Origin of the sequence: Rhizobium sp. BR 314 (assembly GCF_047445805.1) — a bacterium.
Classification (GTDB): domain Bacteria; phylum Pseudomonadota; class Alphaproteobacteria; order Rhizobiales; family Rhizobiaceae; genus Rhizobium; species Rhizobium lusitanum_B.
Genome location: NZ_JARWLA010000001.1, coordinates 81,776 through 102,995 on the forward strand (window position 1 = coordinate 81,776; position 21,220 = coordinate 102,995).

Annotated in this window: 22 protein-coding genes; 9 read left to right on the forward strand and 13 right to left on the reverse strand. The window is 59.6% G+C overall.

Going from position 1 to position 21,220, the window contains the following annotated elements:
* Positions 1 to 5: 5 nt before the first annotated feature.
* Together QD461_RS00375 and QD461_RS00380 are read right to left on the reverse strand one after the other, a co-directional pair.
* Positions 6 to 689, reverse strand: coding sequence for a tetratricopeptide repeat protein (locus tag QD461_RS00375; RefSeq protein WP_414085975.1), 684 nt, complete (start codon positions 687 to 689; stop codon positions 6 to 8).
* 102 nt (positions 690 to 791) lie between these two features.
* On the reverse strand, positions 792 to 1,373 hold the full coding sequence (locus tag QD461_RS00380) for an NnrU family protein (RefSeq protein ID WP_414085976.1): 582 nt from the start codon (positions 1,371 to 1,373) through the stop codon (positions 792 to 794).
* Between the two features lie 176 nt (positions 1,374 to 1,549).
* Here QD461_RS00380 and QD461_RS00385 point away from each other — a divergent pair, with 176 nt between their 5' ends.
* On the forward strand, positions 1,550 to 2,530 hold the full coding sequence (locus QD461_RS00385; RefSeq protein WP_414085977.1) for a polysaccharide deacetylase: 981 nt from the start codon (positions 1,550 to 1,552) through the stop codon (positions 2,528 to 2,530).
* 175 nt (positions 2,531 to 2,705) lie between these two features.
* On the opposite strand, the gene sbmA is transcribed toward QD461_RS00385, so the two are convergent.
* Positions 2,706 to 3,971: a peptide antibiotic transporter SbmA gene (gene sbmA / locus QD461_RS00390; protein ID WP_414085978.1), complete on the reverse strand. Its 1,266-nt coding sequence runs from the start codon at positions 3,969 to 3,971 to the stop codon at positions 2,706 to 2,708.
* A 400-nt stretch (positions 3,972 to 4,371) separates the two neighbouring features.
* On the opposite strand from sbmA, the gene QD461_RS00395 reads away from it, so the two are divergent.
* On the forward strand, positions 4,372 to 4,938 hold the full coding sequence (locus QD461_RS00395) for a PadR family transcriptional regulator (RefSeq protein WP_414085979.1): 567 nt from the start codon (positions 4,372 to 4,374) through the stop codon (positions 4,936 to 4,938).
* Here the strand turns inward: QD461_RS00395 and map are convergent.
* The 7 genes from map to QD461_RS00430 form a co-directional block, all read right to left on the reverse strand.
* Entirely contained in the window at positions 4,935 to 5,693 is a 759-nt protein-coding gene (gene map, locus QD461_RS00400) for a type I methionyl aminopeptidase (protein WP_414085980.1), read from the reverse strand. The genes QD461_RS00395 and map overlap by 4 nt on opposite strands.
* Positions 5,694 to 5,824: 131 nt before the next feature.
* On the reverse strand, positions 5,825 to 6,328 hold the full coding sequence (locus QD461_RS00405) for a GNAT family N-acetyltransferase (protein ID WP_414086325.1): 504 nt from the start codon (positions 6,326 to 6,328) through the stop codon (positions 5,825 to 5,827).
* 125 nt (positions 6,329 to 6,453) lie between these two features.
* Positions 6,454 to 6,882 (reverse strand): DoxX family protein, encoded by a 429-nt coding sequence (locus QD461_RS00410; RefSeq protein WP_414085981.1) that lies wholly within the window; start codon positions 6,880 to 6,882, stop codon positions 6,454 to 6,456.
* Between the two features lie 30 nt (positions 6,883 to 6,912).
* On the reverse strand, positions 6,913 to 7,383 hold the full coding sequence (locus tag QD461_RS00415; RefSeq protein ID WP_414085982.1) for an SRPBCC family protein: 471 nt from the start codon (positions 7,381 to 7,383) through the stop codon (positions 6,913 to 6,915).
* Positions 7,384 to 7,483: 100 nt separating this feature from the next.
* On the reverse strand, positions 7,484 to 8,740 hold the full coding sequence (locus QD461_RS00420) for an RNA polymerase sigma factor (protein ID WP_414085983.1): 1,257 nt from the start codon (positions 8,738 to 8,740) through the stop codon (positions 7,484 to 7,486).
* Positions 8,737 to 9,111: a YciI family protein gene (locus tag QD461_RS00425; protein WP_184703053.1), complete on the reverse strand. Its 375-nt coding sequence runs from the start codon at positions 9,109 to 9,111 to the stop codon at positions 8,737 to 8,739. The genes QD461_RS00420 and QD461_RS00425 overlap by 4 nt, the downstream gene beginning before the upstream one ends.
* Positions 9,112 to 9,175: 64 nt before the next feature.
* Positions 9,176 to 9,847, reverse strand: a complete 672-nt coding sequence (locus QD461_RS00430; RefSeq protein WP_414085984.1) for a serine hydrolase domain-containing protein — start codon at positions 9,845 to 9,847, stop codon at positions 9,176 to 9,178.
* A gap of 62 nt (positions 9,848 to 9,909) precedes the next feature.
* On the opposite strand from QD461_RS00430, the gene QD461_RS00435 reads away from it, so the two are divergent.
* Positions 9,910 to 10,137, forward strand: coding sequence for a hypothetical protein (locus QD461_RS00435; RefSeq protein WP_414085985.1), 228 nt, complete (start codon positions 9,910 to 9,912; stop codon positions 10,135 to 10,137).
* Between the two features lie 241 nt (positions 10,138 to 10,378).
* Here the strand turns inward: QD461_RS00435 and glpK are convergent, their stop codons facing one another.
* Complete coding sequence (gene glpK / locus QD461_RS00440) at positions 10,379 to 11,875, reverse strand: glycerol kinase GlpK (RefSeq protein WP_414085986.1); 1,497 nt, start codon at positions 11,873 to 11,875, stop codon at positions 10,379 to 10,381.
* 230 nt (positions 11,876 to 12,105) lie between these two features.
* On the opposite strand from glpK, the gene QD461_RS00445 reads away from it, so the two are divergent.
* The 3 genes from QD461_RS00445 (at position 12,106) to xdhB (ending at position 16,765) form a co-directional block, all read left to right on the forward strand.
* The gene (locus QD461_RS00445; RefSeq protein WP_184703050.1) at positions 12,106 to 12,882 is read left to right on the forward strand and encodes a 3-hydroxybutyrate dehydrogenase; all 777 of its coding nucleotides are present in this window, start codon (positions 12,106 to 12,108) and stop codon (positions 12,880 to 12,882) included.
* Between the two features lie 70 nt (positions 12,883 to 12,952).
* Positions 12,953 to 14,422 (forward strand): xanthine dehydrogenase small subunit, encoded by a 1,470-nt coding sequence (xdhA, locus tag QD461_RS00450; protein WP_414085987.1) that lies wholly within the window; start codon positions 12,953 to 12,955, stop codon positions 14,420 to 14,422.
* A 3-nt stretch (positions 14,423 to 14,425) separates the two neighbouring features.
* A complete protein-coding gene (gene xdhB / locus QD461_RS00455) occupies positions 14,426 to 16,765 on the forward strand; it encodes a xanthine dehydrogenase molybdopterin binding subunit (protein WP_414085988.1) in 2,340 nt (779 codons plus the stop codon).
* Between the two features lie 114 nt (positions 16,766 to 16,879).
* On the opposite strand, the gene QD461_RS00460 is transcribed toward xdhB, so the two are convergent.
* A complete protein-coding gene (locus tag QD461_RS00460; protein ID WP_414085989.1) occupies positions 16,880 to 17,083 on the reverse strand; it encodes a hypothetical protein in 204 nt (67 codons plus the stop codon).
* 102 nt (positions 17,084 to 17,185) lie between these two features.
* Between QD461_RS00460 and QD461_RS00465 the strand changes: the two genes are divergently transcribed.
* Positions 17,186 to 18,082 carry a LysR substrate-binding domain-containing protein gene (locus QD461_RS00465; RefSeq protein ID WP_414085990.1) on the forward strand — a complete coding sequence of 299 codons (897 nt, stop codon included), beginning with the start codon at positions 17,186 to 17,188 and terminating at the stop codon, positions 18,080 to 18,082.
* A 31-nt stretch (positions 18,083 to 18,113) separates the two neighbouring features.
* Here QD461_RS00465 and QD461_RS00470 read toward each other — a convergent pair whose 3' ends face one another.
* Positions 18,114 to 18,449 (reverse strand): hypothetical protein, encoded by a 336-nt coding sequence (locus QD461_RS00470; protein WP_184703046.1) that lies wholly within the window; start codon positions 18,447 to 18,449, stop codon positions 18,114 to 18,116.
* A 213-nt stretch (positions 18,450 to 18,662) separates the two neighbouring features.
* On the opposite strand from QD461_RS00470, the gene puuD reads away from it, so the two are divergent.
* Entirely contained in the window at positions 18,663 to 19,901 is a 1,239-nt protein-coding gene (gene puuD / locus QD461_RS00475) for a urate hydroxylase PuuD (protein ID WP_414085991.1), read from the forward strand.
* Positions 19,898 to 21,205, forward strand: a complete 1,308-nt coding sequence (gene guaD / locus QD461_RS00480; protein WP_414085992.1) for a guanine deaminase — start codon at positions 19,898 to 19,900, stop codon at positions 21,203 to 21,205. Before puuD ends, guaD begins: the two co-directional genes overlap by 4 nt.
* Positions 21,206 to 21,220 lie beyond the last annotated feature (15 nt).

Below are 21,220 nucleotides of genomic sequence, written 5' to 3' on the forward strand. Positions count from 1 at the left end.
GTCCTTCAGCCTTTTGCGACCGGTGCCTTACCGGTTGCCGTGATGAGATCGAGCATCATCTGCGCGCGATTGGCGACATTGCGCGGGCTCTGCGGATCATCGACGATCGCCTGGAACCACTGCCGCGCCTTGGCAAAATCGCCGGCCTTGTAGGCGGCGAGGCCCAGAACGTCGCGCGCCGAATGACGGAAAGCGTCGGCGGGTACGGCAAGTTCCTGCACTTCAGCAGCGACCTGATCATAGGTGCCGGTTTCGACAAGCAGGTAGGCAGCGCGCAAGCGGGCGGCATTGCGAACGACGGCCGGGATATCCGTTTGCTTGCCGACGGCTGAGAAGACGGCGATGGCGCCGGCCTTGTCACCCTTCTGCGCCTGCAGCGTCGCCGCGCGCAAACGGGCGAGCAAGGGATAGGCACCCGGGCCGGTCTTTTCGATGTTGGTCAGCGCCGCAAGCGCATCATCCGTCTTGCCCTGATCAGCCAACGTCAAAGCGGCAAGAAACTGATCGCCGCCGCTGCCGGCCTGGTTGCCGGACCAGTAGCGGTAGCCGCTATAGGCTGCAGTGCCGAGGACGATGAGCACGGCTCCGGCGATGATGAGCCGGCCAAAACGGCGCCATACGAACCGCAACTGGTCCGAACGCAGTTCCTCGTTCACCTCGCGGATGAAGCTATCGTCATTAAATGCCATTCTCGTCTCCGGCCCAGGCCAAGTTATTCCAAAAAAGCTTAGGGGTTAGTCGGGCCTTCTACTCCATTTTGCGGCCGTTGTAAGGGGGAATGGCAGAAATCGTCACATAACGAGCGGCGAAACCCCGATAATCCACGCATGAAGCTTCCAGATGATCAGTCCCCAGGCAACGACACCGAGGATGATTGCATAAAGATCATATGTGGCCGAGACGAACGGGCGCCGGCTGATTTCGCCGGCACGCTCGCGCCGCTTCAGCGAAATGCGCAGGATGACACCCCAGGCAAGAAACGCGGCAAAGAGCAGAATGGCGGCGCCATCGCCATTCGAGAGAAGATGCGCAAGCGCCCAGATCTTCACCGAAAGCACCATCGGATGCTTGGTTTTGGTCGCGATATGCCCCGCCGGAAGCAGCGAGGCCGCCAGACAGATCATGGCAAACAACATCAGCAGGACGGTGATGTGGCTCATCCAGAACGGTGGCGACCAGATCGGCGTCATGTCGCGCGCCCGGCCGAAGCCGTAGATCAGCACGATCAGCGCGACGATACTTGCGATGGAATAGGCGATCTTCCAGCCGCCTTCTCCGAGGCTAGCGATCAGCGAGGCGCGCAGGCCGGGGACGACGACGCGGATCAAATGAATGCCGAGAAAAAGAACAATGCCGAGAATAAGCAATGCCATGGATGAAATCCCTTCGGTTTTGTCCGAACATCCTTACCGACATCAGTAAAAAATTGCCAGCATCACCGCAGCTTCGCCGCATTTGCACGAAAGGAAGGATGCGACCCGGAGCATGCCGTCCCAGGTCGATGGTTGATCTTTGGCAAGGCATGCTCGATCAAGCAATGTCGGTGCCCATGTTACGTTTAGCCTCCTGCCTCTCTCTTGCGTTTTCCCTCGCCCTGCCGGCGGTCGCCCAGGCTGACGGAAAGCCCAAGCAGCTCGTCATGATTTCCTTCGACGGCGCTCACGACAATGCGCTCTGGACGAAGAGCCGCGAGATCGCCTCGCGCAACGGCGCGCATTTCACCTATTTTCTCTCCTGCACTTTCCTGATGAACAAGGCGCAGGCCAAGGCTTACCAGGGGCCCAAGCAGCGCGTTGGCAAATCCAATGTCGGCTTTGCCAAGAGCGAGGACGATGTGCGCACCCGCATCGCCAACATCTGGGATGCCCATCAGGAAGGCCACGACATCTCAAGCCATGCCTGCGGCCATTTCGACGGCAAGGGCTGGAGTGCTGCCGACTGGAAGCAGGAGTTCATGAGTGCCCGCGTCGCCCTTCGCAACGCCTGGAAGAATGTCGGCCTCGCCGACAAGGAACCGCAGGGCTGGGAAGATTTCGCCACCCACGATGTCAAAGGTTTCCGTGCCCCCTATCTCTCCACCAGCGACGGCCTGATGCCGGCGGAAAAAGAGGCGGGCTTCCAGTATGATGCAAGCCTGGTGACCAAAGGCCCTGCCCTACCGCAGGTGGTCGACGGCATCTATCGCTTCGGCCTGCCGCTGATCCCCGAAGGGCCTGAAAACCGCGTGGTGATTGGCATGGACTATAATCTCTATGTCCGGCACTCCAAGGGCGCCGAGGACAAGGCGAACGCCAAGACCTATGAGGACCGCACCTTCGAAGCTTTCGAAGCCGCCTTCAACAAACAATATGACGGCGATCGCATCCCACTGCAGCTCGGCTTCCACTTCGTCGAGATGAACAATGGTGCCTACTGGCGTGCACTCGACCGCTTCGTCAGCGATGTCTGCCACAAGCAGGATGTCGCCTGCGTCAGCTATTCGGAAGCCATCCCGTTAATTGCTGCCCGGGGCAAGCCCCAGCAAGGGTAAGGAACGGTCGGGCAAAGCCCGAGCAATCGATCCAGTGAATCGATTGCAGCGACGAATGTCCTAAGCCAATGCGGAAGGCCGGTGGTGTGGCAGAGCGAGGGCCTGCCGCTACCTAGCAAGCCCTACACTCCAGCTCCGCACCGAAAAAAGCCCCGTTCCCGGGGGCCTTATCTTGTCACCCGTCAACATGAACTACGGCCGGATCACGATCCAGGTAGCGCTGATCGATCGACGGAAGCGGTTCGTCATCGATCGCAGCCTCGAAGGTCTTAAGGCGCTTATGGATAGACAGGAGCTCGATGATCGTCGTCCAGGAATTAACGAGATACTGGAATGAATTGCTGACTTGGCCGAAGGCGGTCGATATCTGCTGAAATATACCATAGGTGATCACGCCAGCCACGATGGTCGGAACCAGCATGAAGGTAACGAACAAGACGTCAGCCTGAAGGTAGAAATAGCGGGCAAGGTTGAAATAAAGATAGTGGAAATAGATGCGGTAATAGTTCCGTCTCACATTCGCAAAGAGCTCATTGACTGTTGCCGGCTGTGCACGCTCAGCATGATCCTCCCCGTAGACAAGCTCTTTGCGGTAAGCAGCTTCGACGCGCTGGTTCTTGAAGTTTAGACCGGGCAATTTCATACCCGCGACCGCCAGCAACACCGTGCCGAAAATCGACCAGAACAGCGCCAGCCAGAAGAGCGAATGGGGAATCTTACCGATAATCGGGAGTTCCGTGACATAGGTCGAAAGCGCCAACAGGATTGGCAGGAATACGATCAGCGTCATCACCGAGTTGATCAAGCTGATGCCCAGGCCCTCCAGCACGGTGGAAAAGCGCATGGTATCTTCTTGTACACGCTGGGACGCCCCCTCGATATGGCGCAACTTTTCCCATTTCGACATGTAGAAATTGTTCATCGCCGTCCGCCACCGGAAAATATAGTGGCTGGTGAAGAAGTCCGTCAGGATCGAGACAAACATGCTGAGAAAGACAATCTGCACGAAGGTCAGCATCAGGCCATAAAAATCACCGACCGTCACATTCGCCTGCTTCGCCAAAGCGTTCTGCAGCGTATCACCAAATGGCCTGCGCCAATTGTTGATTACCACCGAGATCTGCACACCGAAAAAGGTGACGAAAATGATGAAGGCAGAGCCCCAGATCGACCAGAGCTTCCACGGATTTTCCCGGGCGCGGAGGTGCCAAGTTCCACAGAAAAGGACGATGCACAGAAAGAAGAAGGCGTAGAACCAGAGGTTTCCCCACAACAGGAAATAGCTCAGGTCGTAAGGCTGCTGCCCTTCCGGCGGCATAACGAAACCTAGATGTGTTCCAAGTTCAGAGACGACGGAATACCATGCCGCGATACAGAGCAGCGTCCAGACTACCATCGAAGTGAAGAACAATTTCGGATTCGGGAAGAAAGAATGGAACACGACGGTTAGGCTTCCTGTTGGTTCGAACGACCACAAATGACTTCAATTTGCGGCGAGCCTAGGACAGTTCTCCAAGAGCGGCAACCGGCAGGGACCTATTCTTACGTAGATGTAATCGCTTATCCCACGATCGTGATGCAGTTGTTCAGCTGCGGATTTTCAGCCAATGGATGAATCCTTTCCTCATTTGAAGGCCTCGACATCACCCTCTTGCACATGACTATCTTACGATATATATCTTACGACATGACTAACGATAGAAACTCTCACCCGCAAAAGGAGAAACGCAATGAGAGGTTTTAGAGATCGCATGTTCGGAGAGGGCTTTGACATGGTCGAGGCATATATCCTACGACATGGTCGAAGCCGTGAATCACGCGGCGACCATAGGAGAGACTTCATGAGAGGCTTCAAGGGCGGCATGTTCGGCGGCGGGTTTCGTACCGGCCGCAAGTTCGATGCAGCCGACCTGCAGCTCATCATCCTCGCTCTGCTCTCTGAGCAGCCGCGCCACGGCTATGAGCTGATCAAGACTTTCGAGGAGCGCTCCGGCGGCTTCTATGTGCCGAGCCCGGGCGTCATCTACCCCGCCCTCACCTATCTGGAAGAAACCGGCCAGGCCGAAGTCGAGGCGAGTGGCACCAAGAAGCTCTACCGCATCACCGAAAGCGGCCAGAAGCGCGTCGACGACAACAACGACCTGGTGGAAGCGACTTTCGCCAAACTGGCCGCAATTGGCGAAAAAATGGCCCGCGTTCGCGAAGTCTTCAATGGCGGTGACGATGATGGCCGCGACAGCCCGTTCGATCGCCACGGTGCCGGCGACGTGCATCGCGCCCGCCACCTGCTGCGCTCCGCCCTTCGCTCGAAGTTCCCTTGGACGAAGGCCGAAGGGGCACGCATCGCAGCCATTCTCGAGCGTGCCGCAGCCGATATCATCCGCGGCGATGTGAAGAATGAAGACTAGGCCTGTACGTCAGGCAAGGTCAGGACCACCGGCCCGTTACGGGTGGCAACGATCGTATGCTCGTATTGAACCGTAGGCGCCTGCGGATCGGCATAGAGCGTCCATGCATCGTCGCCGCCCTCTGCCCAGGTAGCGCCAAGCGACAGGAACGGCTCGACGGTGAAAACCAGTCCGTCCTCCGTGATCCGGATCTCATCCGGATCCGCCCAGGTGGACAGTTCCGCCGGCTCTTCATGCAGGGATCGGCCAATACCGTGGCTGGCAAGATTGGCGATCAGTGTGTAGCGGTTCTTCTGCGCGAAAGCGCCGACGGCGTGACCGATCTTCGAGAGCGGCGCGCCGCTGCGCACCTGATTAAGCCCGACCCATAGCGCCCGCTTGCCGTCACGGCACAGGCGTTCGATCTTCGGCTTGACCGGCGGCACGGCGAAGGATGCGCCCGTATCGGAGAAGAAGCCGTCCTTCTCCGCGGAAACGTCGAGATTGACTAGATCGCCCGCCCGGATCACGCGTGGCCCCGGAATGCCATGAGCCACTTCCTCGTTCACGCTGATGCAGGTGGCGCCGGGAAACTTGTAGACCAACTCCGGCGCCGACTGCGCCCCAGCATCCTCCAGCACCTTGCGACCGATGGCATCGAGCTCCAGCGTGGTGATCCCCGGTTCGAGCGCCGCCGCCATGGCCTGCAACGCGTTGGCGCAGATGCGGCCGATATCTTTCAGCTTGGTCAGTTCGTCTTCAGTCGAGATGATCATTTGCGGCTTCCGGCACCCTCGTGCTCTCGGCAATAATCTGCGAGAGTTTGAAATCTGGCTTTCGCCTCTTCACCCCACGCAGTCAATGCCTTTCTGGCCAACAGGCGCGACTTTCGCCTTTCCAAGGCGGATCAAAGTCGCGGATCGTCCGACAGCAGCGCCCAACGCTCATGATCGCACCAGGCGCCGCCGATCTTCAGATATTTGGGCGAGAACCCTTCCTTGCGGAAACCGAGCCGCTTGACCAGCGCGATCGAAGGATGATTGCCGGGTTGGATATTGGCCTCCACCCGGTGCAGACCGATGGCATCGAAGGCATGGGCGACAGCCAGCCGAACAGCCTCCGTCATGAACCCTCGGCCGGCAAAACCCACCATACCGTGATAGCCGAGAAAGGCGCTGCGAAACCCGCCCCAAACCATCTGACTGATATTGACGACACCGACAATGCCACCGGAGTCCGGATCGCGCGCCACCAGACCGATGTTCGGCCCTGTGACTGTCTGGCCGAACCATGCATCGAAGCCAGCCCGATCAAGAAAGGGATGGGCCCAGGGTACATGGTGAATGCTGCTGGCGATATTGGCGGCAATTAACTCTTCTGCATCCGATTGCCTGACCGGCGCGATCATCACTTTCGGCAAGGCTCGCTCCCCCTTGTTCAAGCGTGACGCCGAAAAGCACATGCGGCTTTCGGGCGACATCACGCTCTACCCGTTTGTTTCCAGAGGGAGCGAGCCTTAGCAAATCGATTCAAAAATCAAAAGCTTCGGTCAATGAACGGAATCATTCTGCGAACGGCTTCATTCCGAAGATAAAGTCCGCCCCAGGCAATCACGCCGACATAGACTCCAAATAGCAGATGCGAGAAGATCGGACTGCCGACACGCAGATGCGTGGCGATGGCGCCGCCGAGAAGACCGGTCAGCAGGATTGCGCCAAGGACAGAAGTTCTCGGGATCGCATAGAGGATGGCACAGCCGAGCGTGATGACGCCGAGAAGCCGTGCAAGCGCAGGGTCGGCGGAATAGCCGAGTGCCGCCATCGTCTCCGTAACGACGGGAAGCGGAATGATCTTTATGACACCGTCGAATACGAGAAAGACGACAATCAGGCCGCTGAGGATTATGCCCGCTACCCGCTGGGCGCGCGTGACAGATGGTGAAGGTGAATCGACTGCGTAAGACATCTATGTATCCCCCGGAATTGAATCAGTAATTCAGATCTTTGCTGCCAGCGCCGCAAGCTGGTCGGCGCATTGGGCCCATCCCTGATGGAAACCCATCTTCTCATGCGCTTCGCGATCTTCGGCCGACCAGTGCAGGACGGTTGCCGTGTAGCGCGTCTGGCCGCTACCGAGATCGTCGAGCTGGATCGTCACCACCATGAACGGCTTTGCCGACGGCACCCAGGCGCTGGTGAACGCATCGGTGAAAACGATCCGTTCGTTCGGAACCACCTCCAGATAGACGCCGTTGCCGGGATAATCCTCGCCTTCGGGGCTGCGCATGGTGATCAAACTCGCACCGCCGGCACGAAGATCGATCTTGGCGGCAGATACTGTCCATGGCAGCGGCGCGAACCACTGCTTCAAGAGATCGGCCTCGGTCCAGCACCGAAAGATCTTCTCGCGCGGCGCCTCGATAACGCGGGTCAGCGAAAGTTCGTGCCGTGGACTTTGCTCGGTCATGTCTCAGTTCCTCTTTGTTGTTTGGCGCGGCCGATGCCGACTATATTCTAACGACGTTCGGCACAGTCATTTTCCGACAGCGCGGATACAATTTTCTCGATTATTTCGTCGCGGCAAGCGCGTCAGCGTTCAGGCAATCGAGCTGATGACGGATATAGGCGGCCTCGGCGGGCGAACGCGCAAGCGCAATGGCCCTGTCGAAGGCGACGCGTGCCTCCTGTGGGCGTCGCAGCTGCGCCAACAAACCGCCCTTCAGCCCGTGGAAATAGAAATAGCTGTCGAGCGGCCCCGCGAGCGGAGCGATCAATGCCAGCGCCTCTTCCGCACCCTTCAGTTTCGACAGGGCGACTGCACGATTGAGCGTGACGACAGGAGATGGAGTCAGCTTTTCCAGCATCTGATAGAGCAGATCGATCTCAGCCCAGTCGGTATCAGCAGCGCGCTTCGCCCGCGAATGCAGCGCAGCGATCGCGGCCTGCACCTGATAAGGCCCGGGCCGACGATGCCGGATCGCCTTGTCGAGCAAAGCCAGCGCCTCGTCGATGGATGTCCTGTCCCAGAGCGAGCGGTCCTGCTCTTCCAGAAGGATAATCTGCCCATCCGCATCGAAACGTGCCTCCTTGCGCGATTGTTGCAAGAGCATCAGCGCCAGCAGCGCCATGGTTTCCGGCTCGGAGGGAAAAATCCGCAGTAGCAGCCGGCCGAGACGGATCGCCTCGTCCGCAAAGGCGGCAGCCTCGCGATGTGTTCCGCCGGCCGAGTAGCCCTCATTGTAGATCAGGTAGATCATGGCGCTGACGAGCGCCAGCCGCTCGCTCCGCTCCACGGCGCCCGGCGTTTCGAAGGGAACGCCAGCGGCAGCAACACGCGCCTTGGCACGGGTAATCCGCTGTTCCATGGCACTTTCGCTGACGAGGAACGCGCGGGCGATCTGCGGCACCGACAGGCCGGAGACGATGCGCAGCGCAAGCGCAATCTGCTGCGTCGCCGGCAAATCCGGATGGCAGCAGATGAACAGCAGCCGCAGAATGTCATCGCGATAGCCCGAGCCGTCGAGGCGCTCAGCAAGATCGCTCTCGGCATCGTCGGTATCGGATATCGTCTCCTCATCCGGCAAGCTCTGCAATTTCGACCGCTTGCGCACGGTATCGATGCCGCTATTACGCCCGACGAAGATCAGCCACGCAATCGGGTCGCGCGGCGGTCCCTTGTCGGGCCAGGCTTTCAGAGCCTTGAGGCAGGCCTCCTGAAAGGCCTCCTCGGCGATGTCGAGATTGCGGAAATAGCGCAGCAACGCACCCAGCACCTGCGGCCGGGCATTGGTCAGCGCGATATCGATCCAGGCGAGATCTGTCATGTTGCAATTGTCCCCGGTCTGAACGCATAAAGCGGACGGATCTCGTAGGAGCCGACGCCCGGATTGGCCACGGCCAGCTCCTTAGAGAATTCGAGAGCGTCATCGAGCGTCTCGAAATCAACGACATAGAAGCCCAGCAATTGTTCTTTTGTTTCCGCGAAGGGACCATCGATGACGATCGGCTCGTTCTTGCCCTTGCGCAGTGTGGTGGCGGCCGTCGTCGGCATCAAACGCGCGACCGGGCCAAGTTTGCCAGCCTCGGCGAGCGGCGTCTGCACGGCAATCAGCCGCGCCATGGTTGCCTCTTCCTGTTCCTTGGACCAGGCAAAGACGGCATCTTCGTCGTTGTAGCATAGGATCGCATAAAGCATGATGACTTCCTTCCGTTATAATGACGAAGGAATAACATCTGCTCCGACAGACCGCGCCAAAAAATTATCGTTGGAAATGACCGGCTTGGCGAATGAGGTCGATCAAACCGGCAACCTCGTGCAGCTTGGGAGACGGCAGTGGCAGATCGCGATCCGTACGCTCGACGATGACAAGATCGTCATGCGGGATGACGAAGGCGTATTGCCCGCCCGCTCCCCAGGCAAAATAAGAGCCCGCCGGAAGGTGAAACACGTTCCTACCACCATTCCCGGTCGACGATGCGGCTTCGCTTGTCCACCAGAGATATCCGTAGCCCAATCCCTGATCCGCATCCGAATGAGGCGTCGTGCTCTCACGCACCCATTGCTGGGGAACGATCTGCTGACCGTTCCAGCGCCCGCCGTTCAGAAAGAGGAGCGCAAACCGGGCAAGGTCGCGCGCACTCATTCGGAATATGTAAGCGGCATGGATGGATGCCTCTCCAAGAAACTTGTGCTGGGCACGGGGGTCGTAATCCTGCATGCCGATCTTGCGGGCGATTTCGTTTTCGAAAGCGTCATAGATCTGCGTGCCGGTCGCTTTTTCGTAGATTGTTCCGAGCGCGTTGAAATCCCAGTTGTTGTAATACCAGAAGGTGCCGGGCGCATGGCTGAACCGTTGTGGCCGCGCTGCCGCCATGGCCGGCGTCTCGTAGAGAGCCGGGTGATAGACACCAGACCGCGCCTCAAGCAGCATCTGGATCGTCGCCTGCTTTTCCTGCGCCGATAGAGACGGGGATTGTCGTCGATCGCAGTCTGTTGCAGCGTCGCACTGAGATCGATCTTGCGATGCGCCACGGCAATCCCGATCAGCGCATCAAGCAGACTTTTACGGATCGACGCCAATTCCATCGGCTTGTCAGTATCCCCCCACTCTGCAACGACTACCCCGTGCTGAACGACCATCACGGCGCTGACATCATGCTCGTCCGCAAACGCTTCCGCCTCGGCCAGCTTTGCCGCCGACCACCCGGATTCCTCTGGTGACGGATGCTCCCATTCTGCTGAAGGAACCGTTTGCGCCATCGCTGGAGCCGATAGCATTGCAACAAGTAGCAGCAAGATGAAACGCATAGCCGGTGCCCTGTTTCAAAGTTTGTGGTGAGGTTTCGAGGAATGGAGCGTTTTCGGTGACGGAACCCGGTGCCGCTCATTTTCTCGGAAACACCAGGGTGAGTGTTTTGCCGATGAACGATGAAGTAGGCGACCGTATAAATGGCCCGAACCCCTAACCGGTGGTCAGGGTCCGCTTCACCGCGTTCTTCCAGCCTTTCAGCTTTGCGTTTCGGGTCCTGTCATCCATATCAGGCTCGAACCGGCGGTCGCGCGCCCAGGCCTTGGCGAAGCCCTCCCGGTCCGGCCAGATGCCGGCACGGCTGCCCGCCAGCCAGGCGGCACCGAGTGCCGTGGTTTCCAGGATGGTCGGACGGTCGACGGGCGCATCCAGCAGATCGGCCAGCCGCTGCATCGTCCAGTCGGAGGCGACCATGCCGCCGTCGACGCGCAGCACCGTGTCCTCGCCGCTGCCGTTGCGCCAATCCTTGTGCATCGCATCCAACAGATCGCGCGATTGATAGCAGACCGCCTCCAGCGCCGCACGGACGATTTCCTCCGGGCCGGTATTGCGGGTCAGACCGAAGATCGCACCGCGCGCATCCGGGTCCCAATGGGGTGCGCCAAGGCCGGTAAACGCCGGCACGAGATAGACCTCCTGAAGCGGGTCCGCCTTGGCTGCTAGGTCGCCGGAATCGGAGGCATGCTGGATGGCCTTCAGGCCATCTCGTAGCCACTGCACGGCGGCGCCCGCGATAAAGATCGAGCCCTCAAGCGCATAGGTCGTCTGGCCGTTCAGCCGATAGGCGATCGTCGTCAGCAGACGATTCTTGGAGCGCACCATATCCGCGCCGGTGTTGAGCAATGCAAAGCAACCTGTGCCATAGGTGGATTTCATCATGCCGCGCTCGAAGCAGGCCTGGCCGATCGCCGCCGCCTGCTGATCGCCGGCAACACCGAGGATCGGGATATCGGCGCCGAAGAGCGAAGGATCGGTCACACCGAAATCGGCGGCGCAATCCTTGACCTCAGGCAGCATTGCGGCTGGCACGCGCAGGATGTCCAGCAGCTCGTCGTCCCATTCGTTGCTGGCGATATTGTACATCAGCGTTCGCGAGGCATTGGTGGCATCCGTGGAGAAACTCCCGCCCCTCGTCAGCCGCCAGATGAGGAAGGCATCGATCGTGCCGAAGCAAAGCTCGCCTTTTTCGGCGCGTGCGCGTGCGCCCTTCACATTGTTAAGCAGCCAGGAAAGCTTGGTGCCGGAAAAATAGGGATCGAGCAGCAGGCCGGTGCGGCGGGTAAACAGTTTTTCGAGATCCTGTCGCTTGAGCTTCTCGCAATAGCTGGCCGTGCGGCGATCCTGCCAGACGATGGCATTGTGGATCGGCTTGCCGGTCTCGCGATCCCAGACGACGACGGTCTCACGCTGATTGGTAATGCCGAGTGCTGCGATGTCTTTGGCGGTAATGCCAGCGGCGTCGATGGCCTTGCGAACGGTGAAGAGGACGGACGACCAGATTTCTTCCGGATCGTGCTCCACCCAGCCCGGCTTCGGGTAATGCTGGGTGAATTCCTTCTGCCCCACACCGGCAACCTTCATCTTGCCGTTGAAAACGATAGCCCGCGTCGACGTCGTCCCCTGGTCGATCGCCAAGACATAACCGCTCATGCATTCCTCCCTGTCTTCGTGGGATCAACAGATACGCGACCAAAACGAATGTGAAAAGAAAGCAAAACGAAATTTCTCGCGAAAACTCTGCTTTCTCAGCTGCGCCATGATGGTTGACGTAACAGCAAAAGAACCTGACGGCGATACGATTGCCATGTTCGCGGGTTTGGGACTAGGCTCAATCGGCTTTTGCATTGCAGCAGAAAGCTGCGCTGTCCAGGGAGAAGATCATGGCAAGAACAGTTGTCGTCACCGGTTCCACAAGCGGTATCGGCCTCGCCATCGCGGCGGCCTTTGCCGCCAAGGGTGATAACGTCGTCATCAACGGTTTCGGAAAGCCAGAGGAAATCGACGCGATCAAGGATAAGCTGGAAGCATCGGGTGGCGGCAAGGTGATCTATCATCCAGCCGATATGACCAAGCCTGCCGAGATCGCCGACCTGATCGCAACCGCGAACTCCACCTTCGGCAGTGTCGATGTTCTCGTCAACAATGCCGGTATCCAGCATGTCGAGAAGATCGAGGACTTCCCGATCGAGAAGTGGGACCAGATCATCGCGATCAATCTTTCCAGCTCCTTCCACACCATTCGTGCCGCCATCCCGCTGATGAAGGCGAAGAAGTATGGCCGCATCATCAACATCGCCTCAGCGCATGGCCTCGTCGCCTCCCCGTTCAAATCAGCCTATGTCGCTGCAAAACATGGTATACTCGGCCTGACCAAGACGGCGGCGCTTGAGCTTGCCGAATTCGGCGTCACGGTAAACGCCATTTGCCCCGGCTATGTCCTGACCCCGCTCGTCGAAAGGCAGATCCCGGATACGGCCAAGGCGCGAGGGATGACCGAGGAGCAGGTGAAAAACGAGGTCATCCTCAAGGCTCAGCCCACGCATGAATTCGTCAAGGCCGAGGAGATCGGCGCCCTTTCGCTTTACCTTGCAAGCGACGAGGCACGCCAGGTAACGGGCACACACGTCTCGATTGACGGTGGCTGGACCGCGGCATAACGATATGCGGTTAGGGCCGGATTCGCGTCAGCACCTCTGGCCCCGACAAACGAATAAAAACGGGAACGACATGAGCGACAGCATCCGCTTTATCCTCAACGGCGAGGATATCACGCTATCCAGCCTGCGCCCCACCGAGACGCTGCTCGATTTCCTGCGCCTCCAGCGGCGCCTGACGGGAACCAAGGAAGGATGTGCTGAGGGCGACTGCGGCGCCTGCACGGTATTGGTCGGCCGCCTCATCGATGGCGGGCTTCAGTACGAGTCGGTCAATGCCTGCATTCGCTTCGTCGGCTCGCTGCATGCAACCCATGTCGTCACCGTCGAGCATCTCGCCGCCCGCAACGGCACGCTGCATCCTGTACAGCAGGCCATGGTCGATTGCCACGGCTCGCAATGCGGCTTCTGTACCCCGGGCTTCATCATGTCGCTCTATGGCCTCTGGCTGACGACGGAAAAACCGAGCCGCGCCCAGATCGAAAAATCGCTCCAAGGCAATCTCTGTCGATGCACGGGCTACGAGCCAATCGTCAAGGCGGCCGAGCAGGTCAGCCAGAAGCGTCCGAGCGCCCTCTTCGATCCGCTGGAAAAGACGCGGGCAGACATCATCGCCCGTCTCTGGGCCATGCAGGGCGGCGATACCATTACCATTACCGAGGGTGAAGACCGCCTCATCGTGCCCGGTTCTGTTGCAGCTCTGGCGCAGGTGCTGGCAGAGGAGCCGAACGCAACCGTCGTCGCCGGCTCCACAGATGTCGGCCTGTGGGTCACCAAGCAGATGCGCCGGCTGAACCCAGTCGTCTTCATCAACCATTTGACCGACCTGCAGAAAATCACGGTCGAAGATGCGGGCCTGACCATCGGCGCCGGCGTCAGCTACAGCCGCGCCTTTACCGTGATGGCGGAAAAAATCCCCGCTCTTGCCAATCTCATCAACCGCATCGGCGGCGAGCAGGTGCGCAACATGGGCACCATCGGCGGCAACATCGCCAACGGCTCGCCGATCGGCGATTGCCCGCCGCCGCTGATCGCGCTTGGCGCCACCGTCAGACTTCGCTCGGCAACCGGCACCCGCGGCCTGCCACTGGAAGATTTCTTCATCGACTACGGCAAGCAGGACCGCAATCCCGGCGAATTCGTCGAAAGTGTCTATGTCCCCTACCCGGCCGACGATGCGCATTTCGCCGTCTACAAGCTCACGAAGCGACGCGATGAAGATATCACCGCTGTGCTCGGCGCTTTCCATCTGACGCTGGACGATGCCGGCAATGTCGGAGATATCCGCATCGCTTTCGGTGGCATGGCCGGCACACCGAAGCGCGCGCGCACGGTCGAAGCCGAGCTGGTCGGAAAGCCCTGGACGGAGACGACGGTCACAGCTATCCGCCCCGCTTTCGATGCCGATTACAAGCCATTGAGCGATTGGCGCGCCACCGCCGAATACAGGCAGTTGACCGCGAAAAACCTGCTCCTTCGCTTCTACCTGGAAACGGCCGGCGCGCCGCAGGAACTGAAGCGCTTTGCGGCGGAGGAGGTCTGAGCCATGGATAAATCCACTTTCGAAGAAGCCAAGGTCTTCATCAACGGATCGATGCACGGATCTCTGCGCCATGATTCCGCACATAAGCATGTGACCGGAGCTGCCGACTATATCGACGATATTCCCGAGCCGGCAGGATTGCTGCATGGCGCGCTTGGCCTTTCCGACCGCGCCCATGCCGAAATCGCAGGCATCGACCTTTCTGCCGTCAAAGCCTACCCAGGCGTCGTCTGGGTCTTCACCGGCGCCGATATCCCCGGCGTCAACGATACCAGTTCCAACGGTATGCATGACGAGCCACTGTTGGCCGAGGGCAAGGTCGAGTTCCACGGTCAGCCGATCTTCGCCGTCATCGCCGAAACCCGCGATGCCGCCCGCCGCGCCGCTCGCCTTGCCAAGATCGATTATCGCGATCTGCCGCATTGGAGCGATATCGACGGCGCGCTCGCCAATGGCTCACCGCTCGTTTACGAGCCGATGACCTTGAAGCGCGGCGAGCCCGAAACCGAGATGGCAAACGCCAAGCATCGGATCAAGGCGCAGATGCGCATCGGCGGCCAGGAGCATTTCTACCTCGAAAGTCATATCGCCATGGCGATCCCCGGCGAGGACGATGAAGTCGCCGTCTGGTCGTCAACGCAGCATCCGAGCGAAATCCAGCATATCGTCGGCCATGTCCTCGGCATTCCGTCCAACGCCGTGACCGTCAACGTCCGCCGCATGGGTGGCGGCTTCGGTGGCAAGGAAACGCAGGGCAACCAGTTTGCGGCGCTCGCAGCCGTCGCCGCCAAGAAGCTCAGCCGCGCCGTGAAATTCCGGCCCGACCGCGACGAGGACATGAGCGCCACCGGCAAGCGGCACGATTTCCTCGTGGATTACGAAGTCGGCTTCGACGAAGAGGGCCGCATCCACGCCGTCGATGCCACCTATGCCGCGCGCTGCGGCTTCTCTTCCGATCTTTCGGGCCCGGTCACCGACCGCGCGCTATTCCACGCGGATTCCAGCTACTTCTACCCGCATGTGCATCTGGTCTCGAAACCGCTGAAGACGCACACCGTCTCCAACACCGCCTTCCGCGGCTTCGGCGGTCCGCAGGGCATGGTCGGCGGCGAGCGCATGATCGAGGAGATCGCCTATGCCCTCGGCAAGGACCCGCTGGAGGTTCGACGCGCCAATTTCTACGGCCAGCCCGGCTCCGGCCGGACACTGACCCCGTATCATCAGGAAGTTACTGACAACATCATCAACCGTGTTGTCGATGAGCTGGAAACGTCGTCGGACTATCAGGCACGCCGCAACGCCATCATCGAATTCAACCGCTCCAGCCGCTTCATCCGCAAGGGCATCGCGCTGACGCCGGTGAAATTCGGCATCTCCTTCACCATGACCGCCTTCAACCAGGCAGGCGCGCTGGTGCACATCTATCAGGATGGTTCCATCCACCTGAACCATGGCGGTACCGAGATGGGGCAAGGCCTTTACACCAAAGTGGCGCAGGTCTTGGCCGACAGCTTCCAGGTCGATATCGACCGGGTGAAGATCACCGCGACGACAACAGGCAAGGTGCCGAACACCTCGGCAACGGCAGCGTCGTCGGGCTCCGACCTGAATGGCATGGCAGCCTTCGATGCCGCCCGGCAGCTCAAGGAGCGGCTTATCGCCTTTGCGGCAGAAAAATGGGGTGTCGGCGCCGAGCAGGTGCAGTTTCTGCCCAACCGCGTGCGCGTCGACGAGGAGGAGATCCCCTTCCCAGATTTCGTCAAGCAGGCTTATTTCGCCCGCGTCCAGCTTTCGGCCGCCGGTTTCTACAAGACGCCGAAGATCCACTGGGATCGCAAGGCCGGCCGCGGTACGCCCTTCTATTATTTCTCCTATGGCGCCGCCTGTTCGGAAGTATCGATCGACACATTGACTGGCGAATATCTGATCGACCGGGCGGATATCCTTCATGACGTCGGCCGCTCGCTCAATCCGGCCATCGATATCGGTCAGGTCGAGGGCGCTTTCGTGCAAGGCATGGGCTGGCTGACGACAGAGGAGCTCTGGTGGGATGCCAAGGGCCGGCTACGCACCCATGCACCGTCGACCTACAAGATCCCGCTCGCTTCCGACCGACCGAAGATCTTCAACGTCCGCCTTGCCGAATGGTCGGAAAATACGGAAGCCACCATCGGCCGCTCCAAGGCCGTGGGCGAGCCGCCTTTCATGCTCCCCATCTCGGTGCTGGAGGCCCTATCGATGGCAGTGGCCAGCGTCGCGGATTACCGCGTTTGCCCACGGCTCGACGCACCGGCAACGCCAGAGCGGGTGCTGATGGCAGTCGAACGGCTCAAAGCCATGTGATGATGTGAGCGGCGGCACTGCGAATATGCCGCCGCCACGTGCATAGGGTCTTGCCGCAACAAAAAAGGCGCTCATCCAAGCGCCCTATTCATAAACATCCAGCGACCCTCGCGCCTATCGAAGCCGGCCATCCTCATAGCGCGGCTCGCGCCCGTCGAGAAAACCGATATCGCGCTTCACACGATCAGGAACCTCATCCAGATCGAGTTCAGGCGACTGCTTGCCCGAGCGTGCGAAAACCTGCGACAACGCTTCCAGAACACGCGCCAGAGCCGTGGGCCTGGCTACTTCCACTTGCTCCACGACACTGCAATCCATAACGACACCTCAATTCATTCAACGATATGAATTGCAGCTTGCCGCTAAAAGTGCTGATATTCCAATGGAACTATTGTCTACATAGATAAAGAGAACTTATCCATGAAACTGTCGAAACGCTTCCCGCTGAATGCCCTGCGCGTTTTCGAGGCCGCCGCCCGGCTCGGCAGTTTCACCCGCGCCGGCGACGAACTGGGCATGACACAGACGGCCGTGAGCTATCAGATCAAATTGCTGGAGGAGACGGTGGGCGAACCGCTGTTCCTGCGCCGTCCGCGACAGATCGAGTTGACGGAAACCGGGGAGCAACTGGCACCGAAAGTCGCCGAGGCCTTCGCCATGTTGCAGGATGCGATGGCCTCGATCAGCGGTGATGCGGAGACCACGCTGCATATCCATTCAACCCCAACTTTCGCCTCACAGTGGCTCGCCCGCCATCTCGGTACCTTTCAGCTCAAGCACCCCAATGTCGCCGTTCGCTTGTCCTCATCCGAATCCATCATCGATTTCGGCCGGGTACCCTCCGACATCGCCATCCGCGCCGGCCGCGGATCCTGGCCCGGATTGCGCGCGCATCTGCTGATGAAGATGAATTTCACGCCCATGCTGAGCCCAACTCTTGCAGCGACGATCGGCGGCGTGCACGAGCCTGCCGATCTTCTGAAGCTACGCATCATCGATGCCGGCGACCCCTGGTGGGTTCAATGGTTTGGAGATGCAGGGGTGCCGGACCCTGGCCTCCAGGGTAGACCTCGAAGCAGGCTCGGCGCGCAGTCCTTCGAGGCGGCGGCGGCCATAGCCGGTCAAGGAGTCGCTGTGTTGACACCGGAATTCTACACGGATGAGGTTGCTGCCGGCCGGTTGGTTCAGCCCTTCGACATCCTCTCGACCGATGGGGTGGACTATTGGATCGTCTACCCTGAGAACAGGCGCCATACGCCGCGAATCCGCGCCTTCAGGGACTGGATCCTCGCCGAATTCGGCCAACCGCTCACTTAGAGTGGCTCCGCAAGCTCAGCCGGTTCGACGCTTATTCGGACATGTCAGGCGCGTAGAAGCAGCGCGGCGTGTTTTCGTCCGGAAACAGACAGAGGTGATAGGCGCCGTCCGGCGAATGCATCGCCCTTCGCTGTGGCAGGGTAAAGATGTGGCCACGCGTCACGTTATGATGATCGCCGGGATTGATCGTCAGCCGATAACCACCCGGTATTATCGTGACCGTGCGCGACGGGATCATTTCGCAATCGCCGGTCTCACCATCGCCATTGCAACAATAGGGATCATATGACCAGCCGGAAGGCGCATCATGCGCCAGGGCAGGCCCCGCGATTAAAAGAAGGGAAACGAGCGCCAGAATACCACGCATGGGCGATTCTCCGTCGAAATGGACGGCTGCCGCGGACACGGCCCGCTCCAAGCAGCCGAGGGCATCTTATTAAAAACTGCCATAATCTGATCTAATGCGGTCCGGACGCCAAACAAGACCACGGCTTTTGGCCGGCGGATCAAACTCTCTCCTTCCATCCGACCGCAACATTTTGCAAAGTGCCGAGTCGAAGAAGGAAAAAAGGGGAACCGAATGTATGAATACGCCATAGCTTGGGAATGGCTGGCCTTTGCCGTGCGTTGGTTCCACGTCATCACCGCCATCGCGTGGATCGGCTCCTCCTTCTATTTCATCGCGCTCGATCTCGGGCTAGTGAAGCGGCCGCATCTTCCGCCCGGCGCCTATGGCGAAGAATGGCAGGTCCATGGCGGCGGCTTCTATCACATCCAGAAGTATCTCGTCGCACCCGCACAGATGCCGGAGCACCTGACCTGGTTCAAATATGAGAGCTACTTCACCTGGCTCTCCGGCTTCGTGATGATGTGCATCGTCTATTACGGCGGCGCCAATCTCTTCCTCATCGATCGGCATGTGCTTGACGTCAGCGTTCCCATCGCAATCCTGATATCGCTGGCCTCGCTCGCCGTCGGCTGGATCATCTACGACCTGCTCTGCAAGTCTCCGCTCGGCAACAATACCTGGGGCCTGATGATCGTGCTCTATGCCGTTCTGGTCTTCATGGCTTGGGGCTATACGCATCTCTTCACCGGCCGCGCTGCCTTCCTGCATCTCGGCGCCTTTACCGCGACGATCATGTCGGCCAACGTCTTCATGATCATCATTCCCAATCAGAAGATCGTCGTCGCCGACCTCATCGCCGGCCGCACGCCGGATCCGAAATACGGCCGCATCGCCAAGCAGCGCTCGCTACACAACAACTACCTGACGCTGCCCGTCATCTTCTTCATGCTGTCGAACCACTACCCACTGGCCTTCGGCACGGCTTACAATTGGGTCATCGCAGCGCTGGTGTTCCTCATGGGCGTCACCATCCGCCATTGGTTCAACACAACGCATGCCCGCCAAGGACGGCCGACGTGGACCTGGATCGTCACCCTCGTCCTCTTCATCGTCATCATATGGCTTTCGACCGTTCCGAAGGTGCTGACCGGCGAGAAAGAGGCCAACGCCGTCTCGCCTGCCTTCCAGCAATTCGCCTCCGACGCGCATTTTCCGGCCGTCAAGCAGATGGTTTCGGCACGCTGTTCCATGTGTCATGCAGCCGAGCCCGTTTTTGAGGGAATTGTCCGCCCACCGAAGGATGTCATGCTGGAAAATGACGAGCAAATCGCTATGCATGCCCGGGAGATCTATATCCAGGCCGGCCGCAGCCATGCCATGCCTCCGGGCAACGTCACCGAAGTGACGCCGGAGGAACGCAAGCTGCTGGTAGCCTGGTTCGAAAGCTCCATCGGAGAAAAAAGCCAATGACCACCCTTCTGCGCGGCCGCCTGCTTTCCTTCAAGCGTTTGCCTCAAAGCATCGATGATGCCGAAAGCTATAGCTATGAGAGCGATGGCGGCCTGTTGATCGAAGACGATGTGATCGTCGCGACAGGCCCTTATGCCGATATCAAGGCGCGGGCGCCGGAAGGCGTGACCGAAATCGACCATCGCCCGCACCTGATTCTGCCGGGGTTCATCGACATGCACCTGCATTTCCCGCAGATGCAGGTGATCGCCTCCTATGCCGCAAACCTGCTGCAATGGCTGAACACCTATACCTTCCCCGAGGAATGCCGATTCGTCGAAAGCGCACATGCAGAGCGCATCGCCAGACATTTCTATGACGAGATGATCCGCCACGGCACCACGACGGCCGTCGCCTATTGCTCTGTGCACAAGACCTCGGCCGACGCCTATTTTGCCGAAGCGATGCGCCGCAACATGCGCATGGTCGGCGGTAAGGTCATGATGGACCGCCACGCGCCACAGGGCCTGCTCGACACGCCCGAGATGGGTTACGACGAGACCCGCCAGGTAATTGCTGATTGGCACGGCAAGGGCCGCAACCACGTCGCCATCACTCCGCGCTTCGCCATCACGTCGACGCCGGCACAGATGGAGGCGACGGCCGCGCTTGCCCGCGAATTCCCGGACCTGCATATCCAGACGCACCTCTCCGAGAACCACGACGAGATCAAATTCACCTGCGAGCTCTATCCGGACGCGATCGACTATACCGATATCTATGCCCGCTACGGCCTGCTTGGCCCCAAGAGCCTGTTCGGCCACGCGATCCACCTTTCCGAGCGCGAAGCCGACGCCATGAGCGAGGCGGGTTCCGTCGCGGTGCATTGCCCGACCTCTAACCTCTTCCTCGGCTCCGGCCTTTTCCCTCTGAAGGCGCTGGCGCGCCGCGAAAAGCCCGTGCGCATCGGCGTGGCCACCGATATCGGCGGCGGCTCCAGCTATTCCATGCTGCGTACCATGGATGAGGCCTACAAGATCCAGCAACTGCTCGGCGAACGCCTGAATCCGCTGGAAAGCTACTACTACATGACGCGCGGGAATGCAGAGTCCCTCTCCCTTGTCGACAAGATCGGCACGCTGGACATCGGCACCGAAGCCGATCTCATCGTCCTCAACGCCGCCGCAACGCCGGCCATGGCGTTGAAGATGGAGGTGACGAAGAGCCTCACCGAAGAGCTGTTCCTGTTGCAGACCATGGGCGACGACCGCGCCGTCGTCGAAAGCTACGTCGCCGGAAAGCCGATGAAATCGACTCTGCAATAGGGTCGGGAACCCACC

Excerpts from the sequence above, each read along its gene's own strand:
- QD461_RS00375 (WP_414085975.1), bottom strand. The coding sequence starts at position 689 with ATGGCATTTAATGACGATAGCTTCATCCGCGAGGTGAACGAGGAACTG.
- QD461_RS00385 (WP_414085977.1), top strand. The coding sequence starts at position 1,550 with ATGTTACGTTTAGCCTCCTGCCTCTCTCTTGCGTTTTCCCTCGCCCTG.
- puuD (WP_414085991.1), top strand. The coding sequence starts at position 18,663 with ATGTATGAATACGCCATAGCTTGGGAATGGCTGGCCTTTGCCGTGCGT.
- xdhA (WP_414085987.1), top strand. The coding sequence starts at position 12,953 with ATGAGCGACAGCATCCGCTTTATCCTCAACGGCGAGGATATCACGCTA.
- QD461_RS00470 (WP_184703046.1), bottom strand. The coding sequence starts at position 18,449 with ATGCGTGGTATTCTGGCGCTCGTTTCCCTTCTTTTAATCGCGGGGCCT.
- QD461_RS00460 (WP_414085989.1), bottom strand. The coding sequence starts at position 17,083 with ATGGATTGCAGTGTCGTGGAGCAAGTGGAAGTAGCCAGGCCCACGGCT.
- QD461_RS00445 (WP_184703050.1), top strand. The coding sequence starts at position 12,106 with ATGGCAAGAACAGTTGTCGTCACCGGTTCCACAAGCGGTATCGGCCTC.
- QD461_RS00410 (WP_414085981.1), bottom strand. The coding sequence starts at position 6,882 with ATGTCTTACGCAGTCGATTCACCTTCACCATCTGTCACGCGCGCCCAG.
- glpK (WP_414085986.1), bottom strand. The coding sequence starts at position 11,875 with ATGAGCGGTTATGTCTTGGCGATCGACCAGGGGACGACGTCGACGCGG.
- QD461_RS00465 (WP_414085990.1), top strand. The coding sequence starts at position 17,186 with ATGAAACTGTCGAAACGCTTCCCGCTGAATGCCCTGCGCGTTTTCGAG.
- QD461_RS00415 (WP_414085982.1), bottom strand. The coding sequence starts at position 7,383 with ATGACCGAGCAAAGTCCACGGCACGAACTTTCGCTGACCCGCGTTATC.
- QD461_RS00420 (WP_414085983.1), bottom strand. The coding sequence starts at position 8,740 with ATGACAGATCTCGCCTGGATCGATATCGCGCTGACCAATGCCCGGCCG.
- guaD (WP_414085992.1), top strand. The coding sequence starts at position 19,898 with ATGACCACCCTTCTGCGCGGCCGCCTGCTTTCCTTCAAGCGTTTGCCT.
- map (WP_414085980.1), bottom strand. The coding sequence starts at position 5,693 with ATGATCATCTCGACTGAAGACGAACTGACCAAGCTGAAAGATATCGGC.
- QD461_RS00395 (WP_414085979.1), top strand. The coding sequence starts at position 4,372 with ATGAGAGGCTTCAAGGGCGGCATGTTCGGCGGCGGGTTTCGTACCGGC.
- QD461_RS00380 (WP_414085976.1), bottom strand. The coding sequence starts at position 1,373 with ATGGCATTGCTTATTCTCGGCATTGTTCTTTTTCTCGGCATTCATTTG.
- xdhB (WP_414085988.1), top strand. The coding sequence starts at position 14,426 with ATGGATAAATCCACTTTCGAAGAAGCCAAGGTCTTCATCAACGGATCG.
- QD461_RS00425 (WP_184703053.1), bottom strand. The coding sequence starts at position 9,111 with ATGCTTTATGCGATCCTATGCTACAACGACGAAGATGCCGTCTTTGCC.
- QD461_RS00430 (WP_414085984.1), bottom strand. The coding sequence starts at position 9,847 with ATGCTGCTTGAGGCGCGGTCTGGTGTCTATCACCCGGCTCTCTACGAG.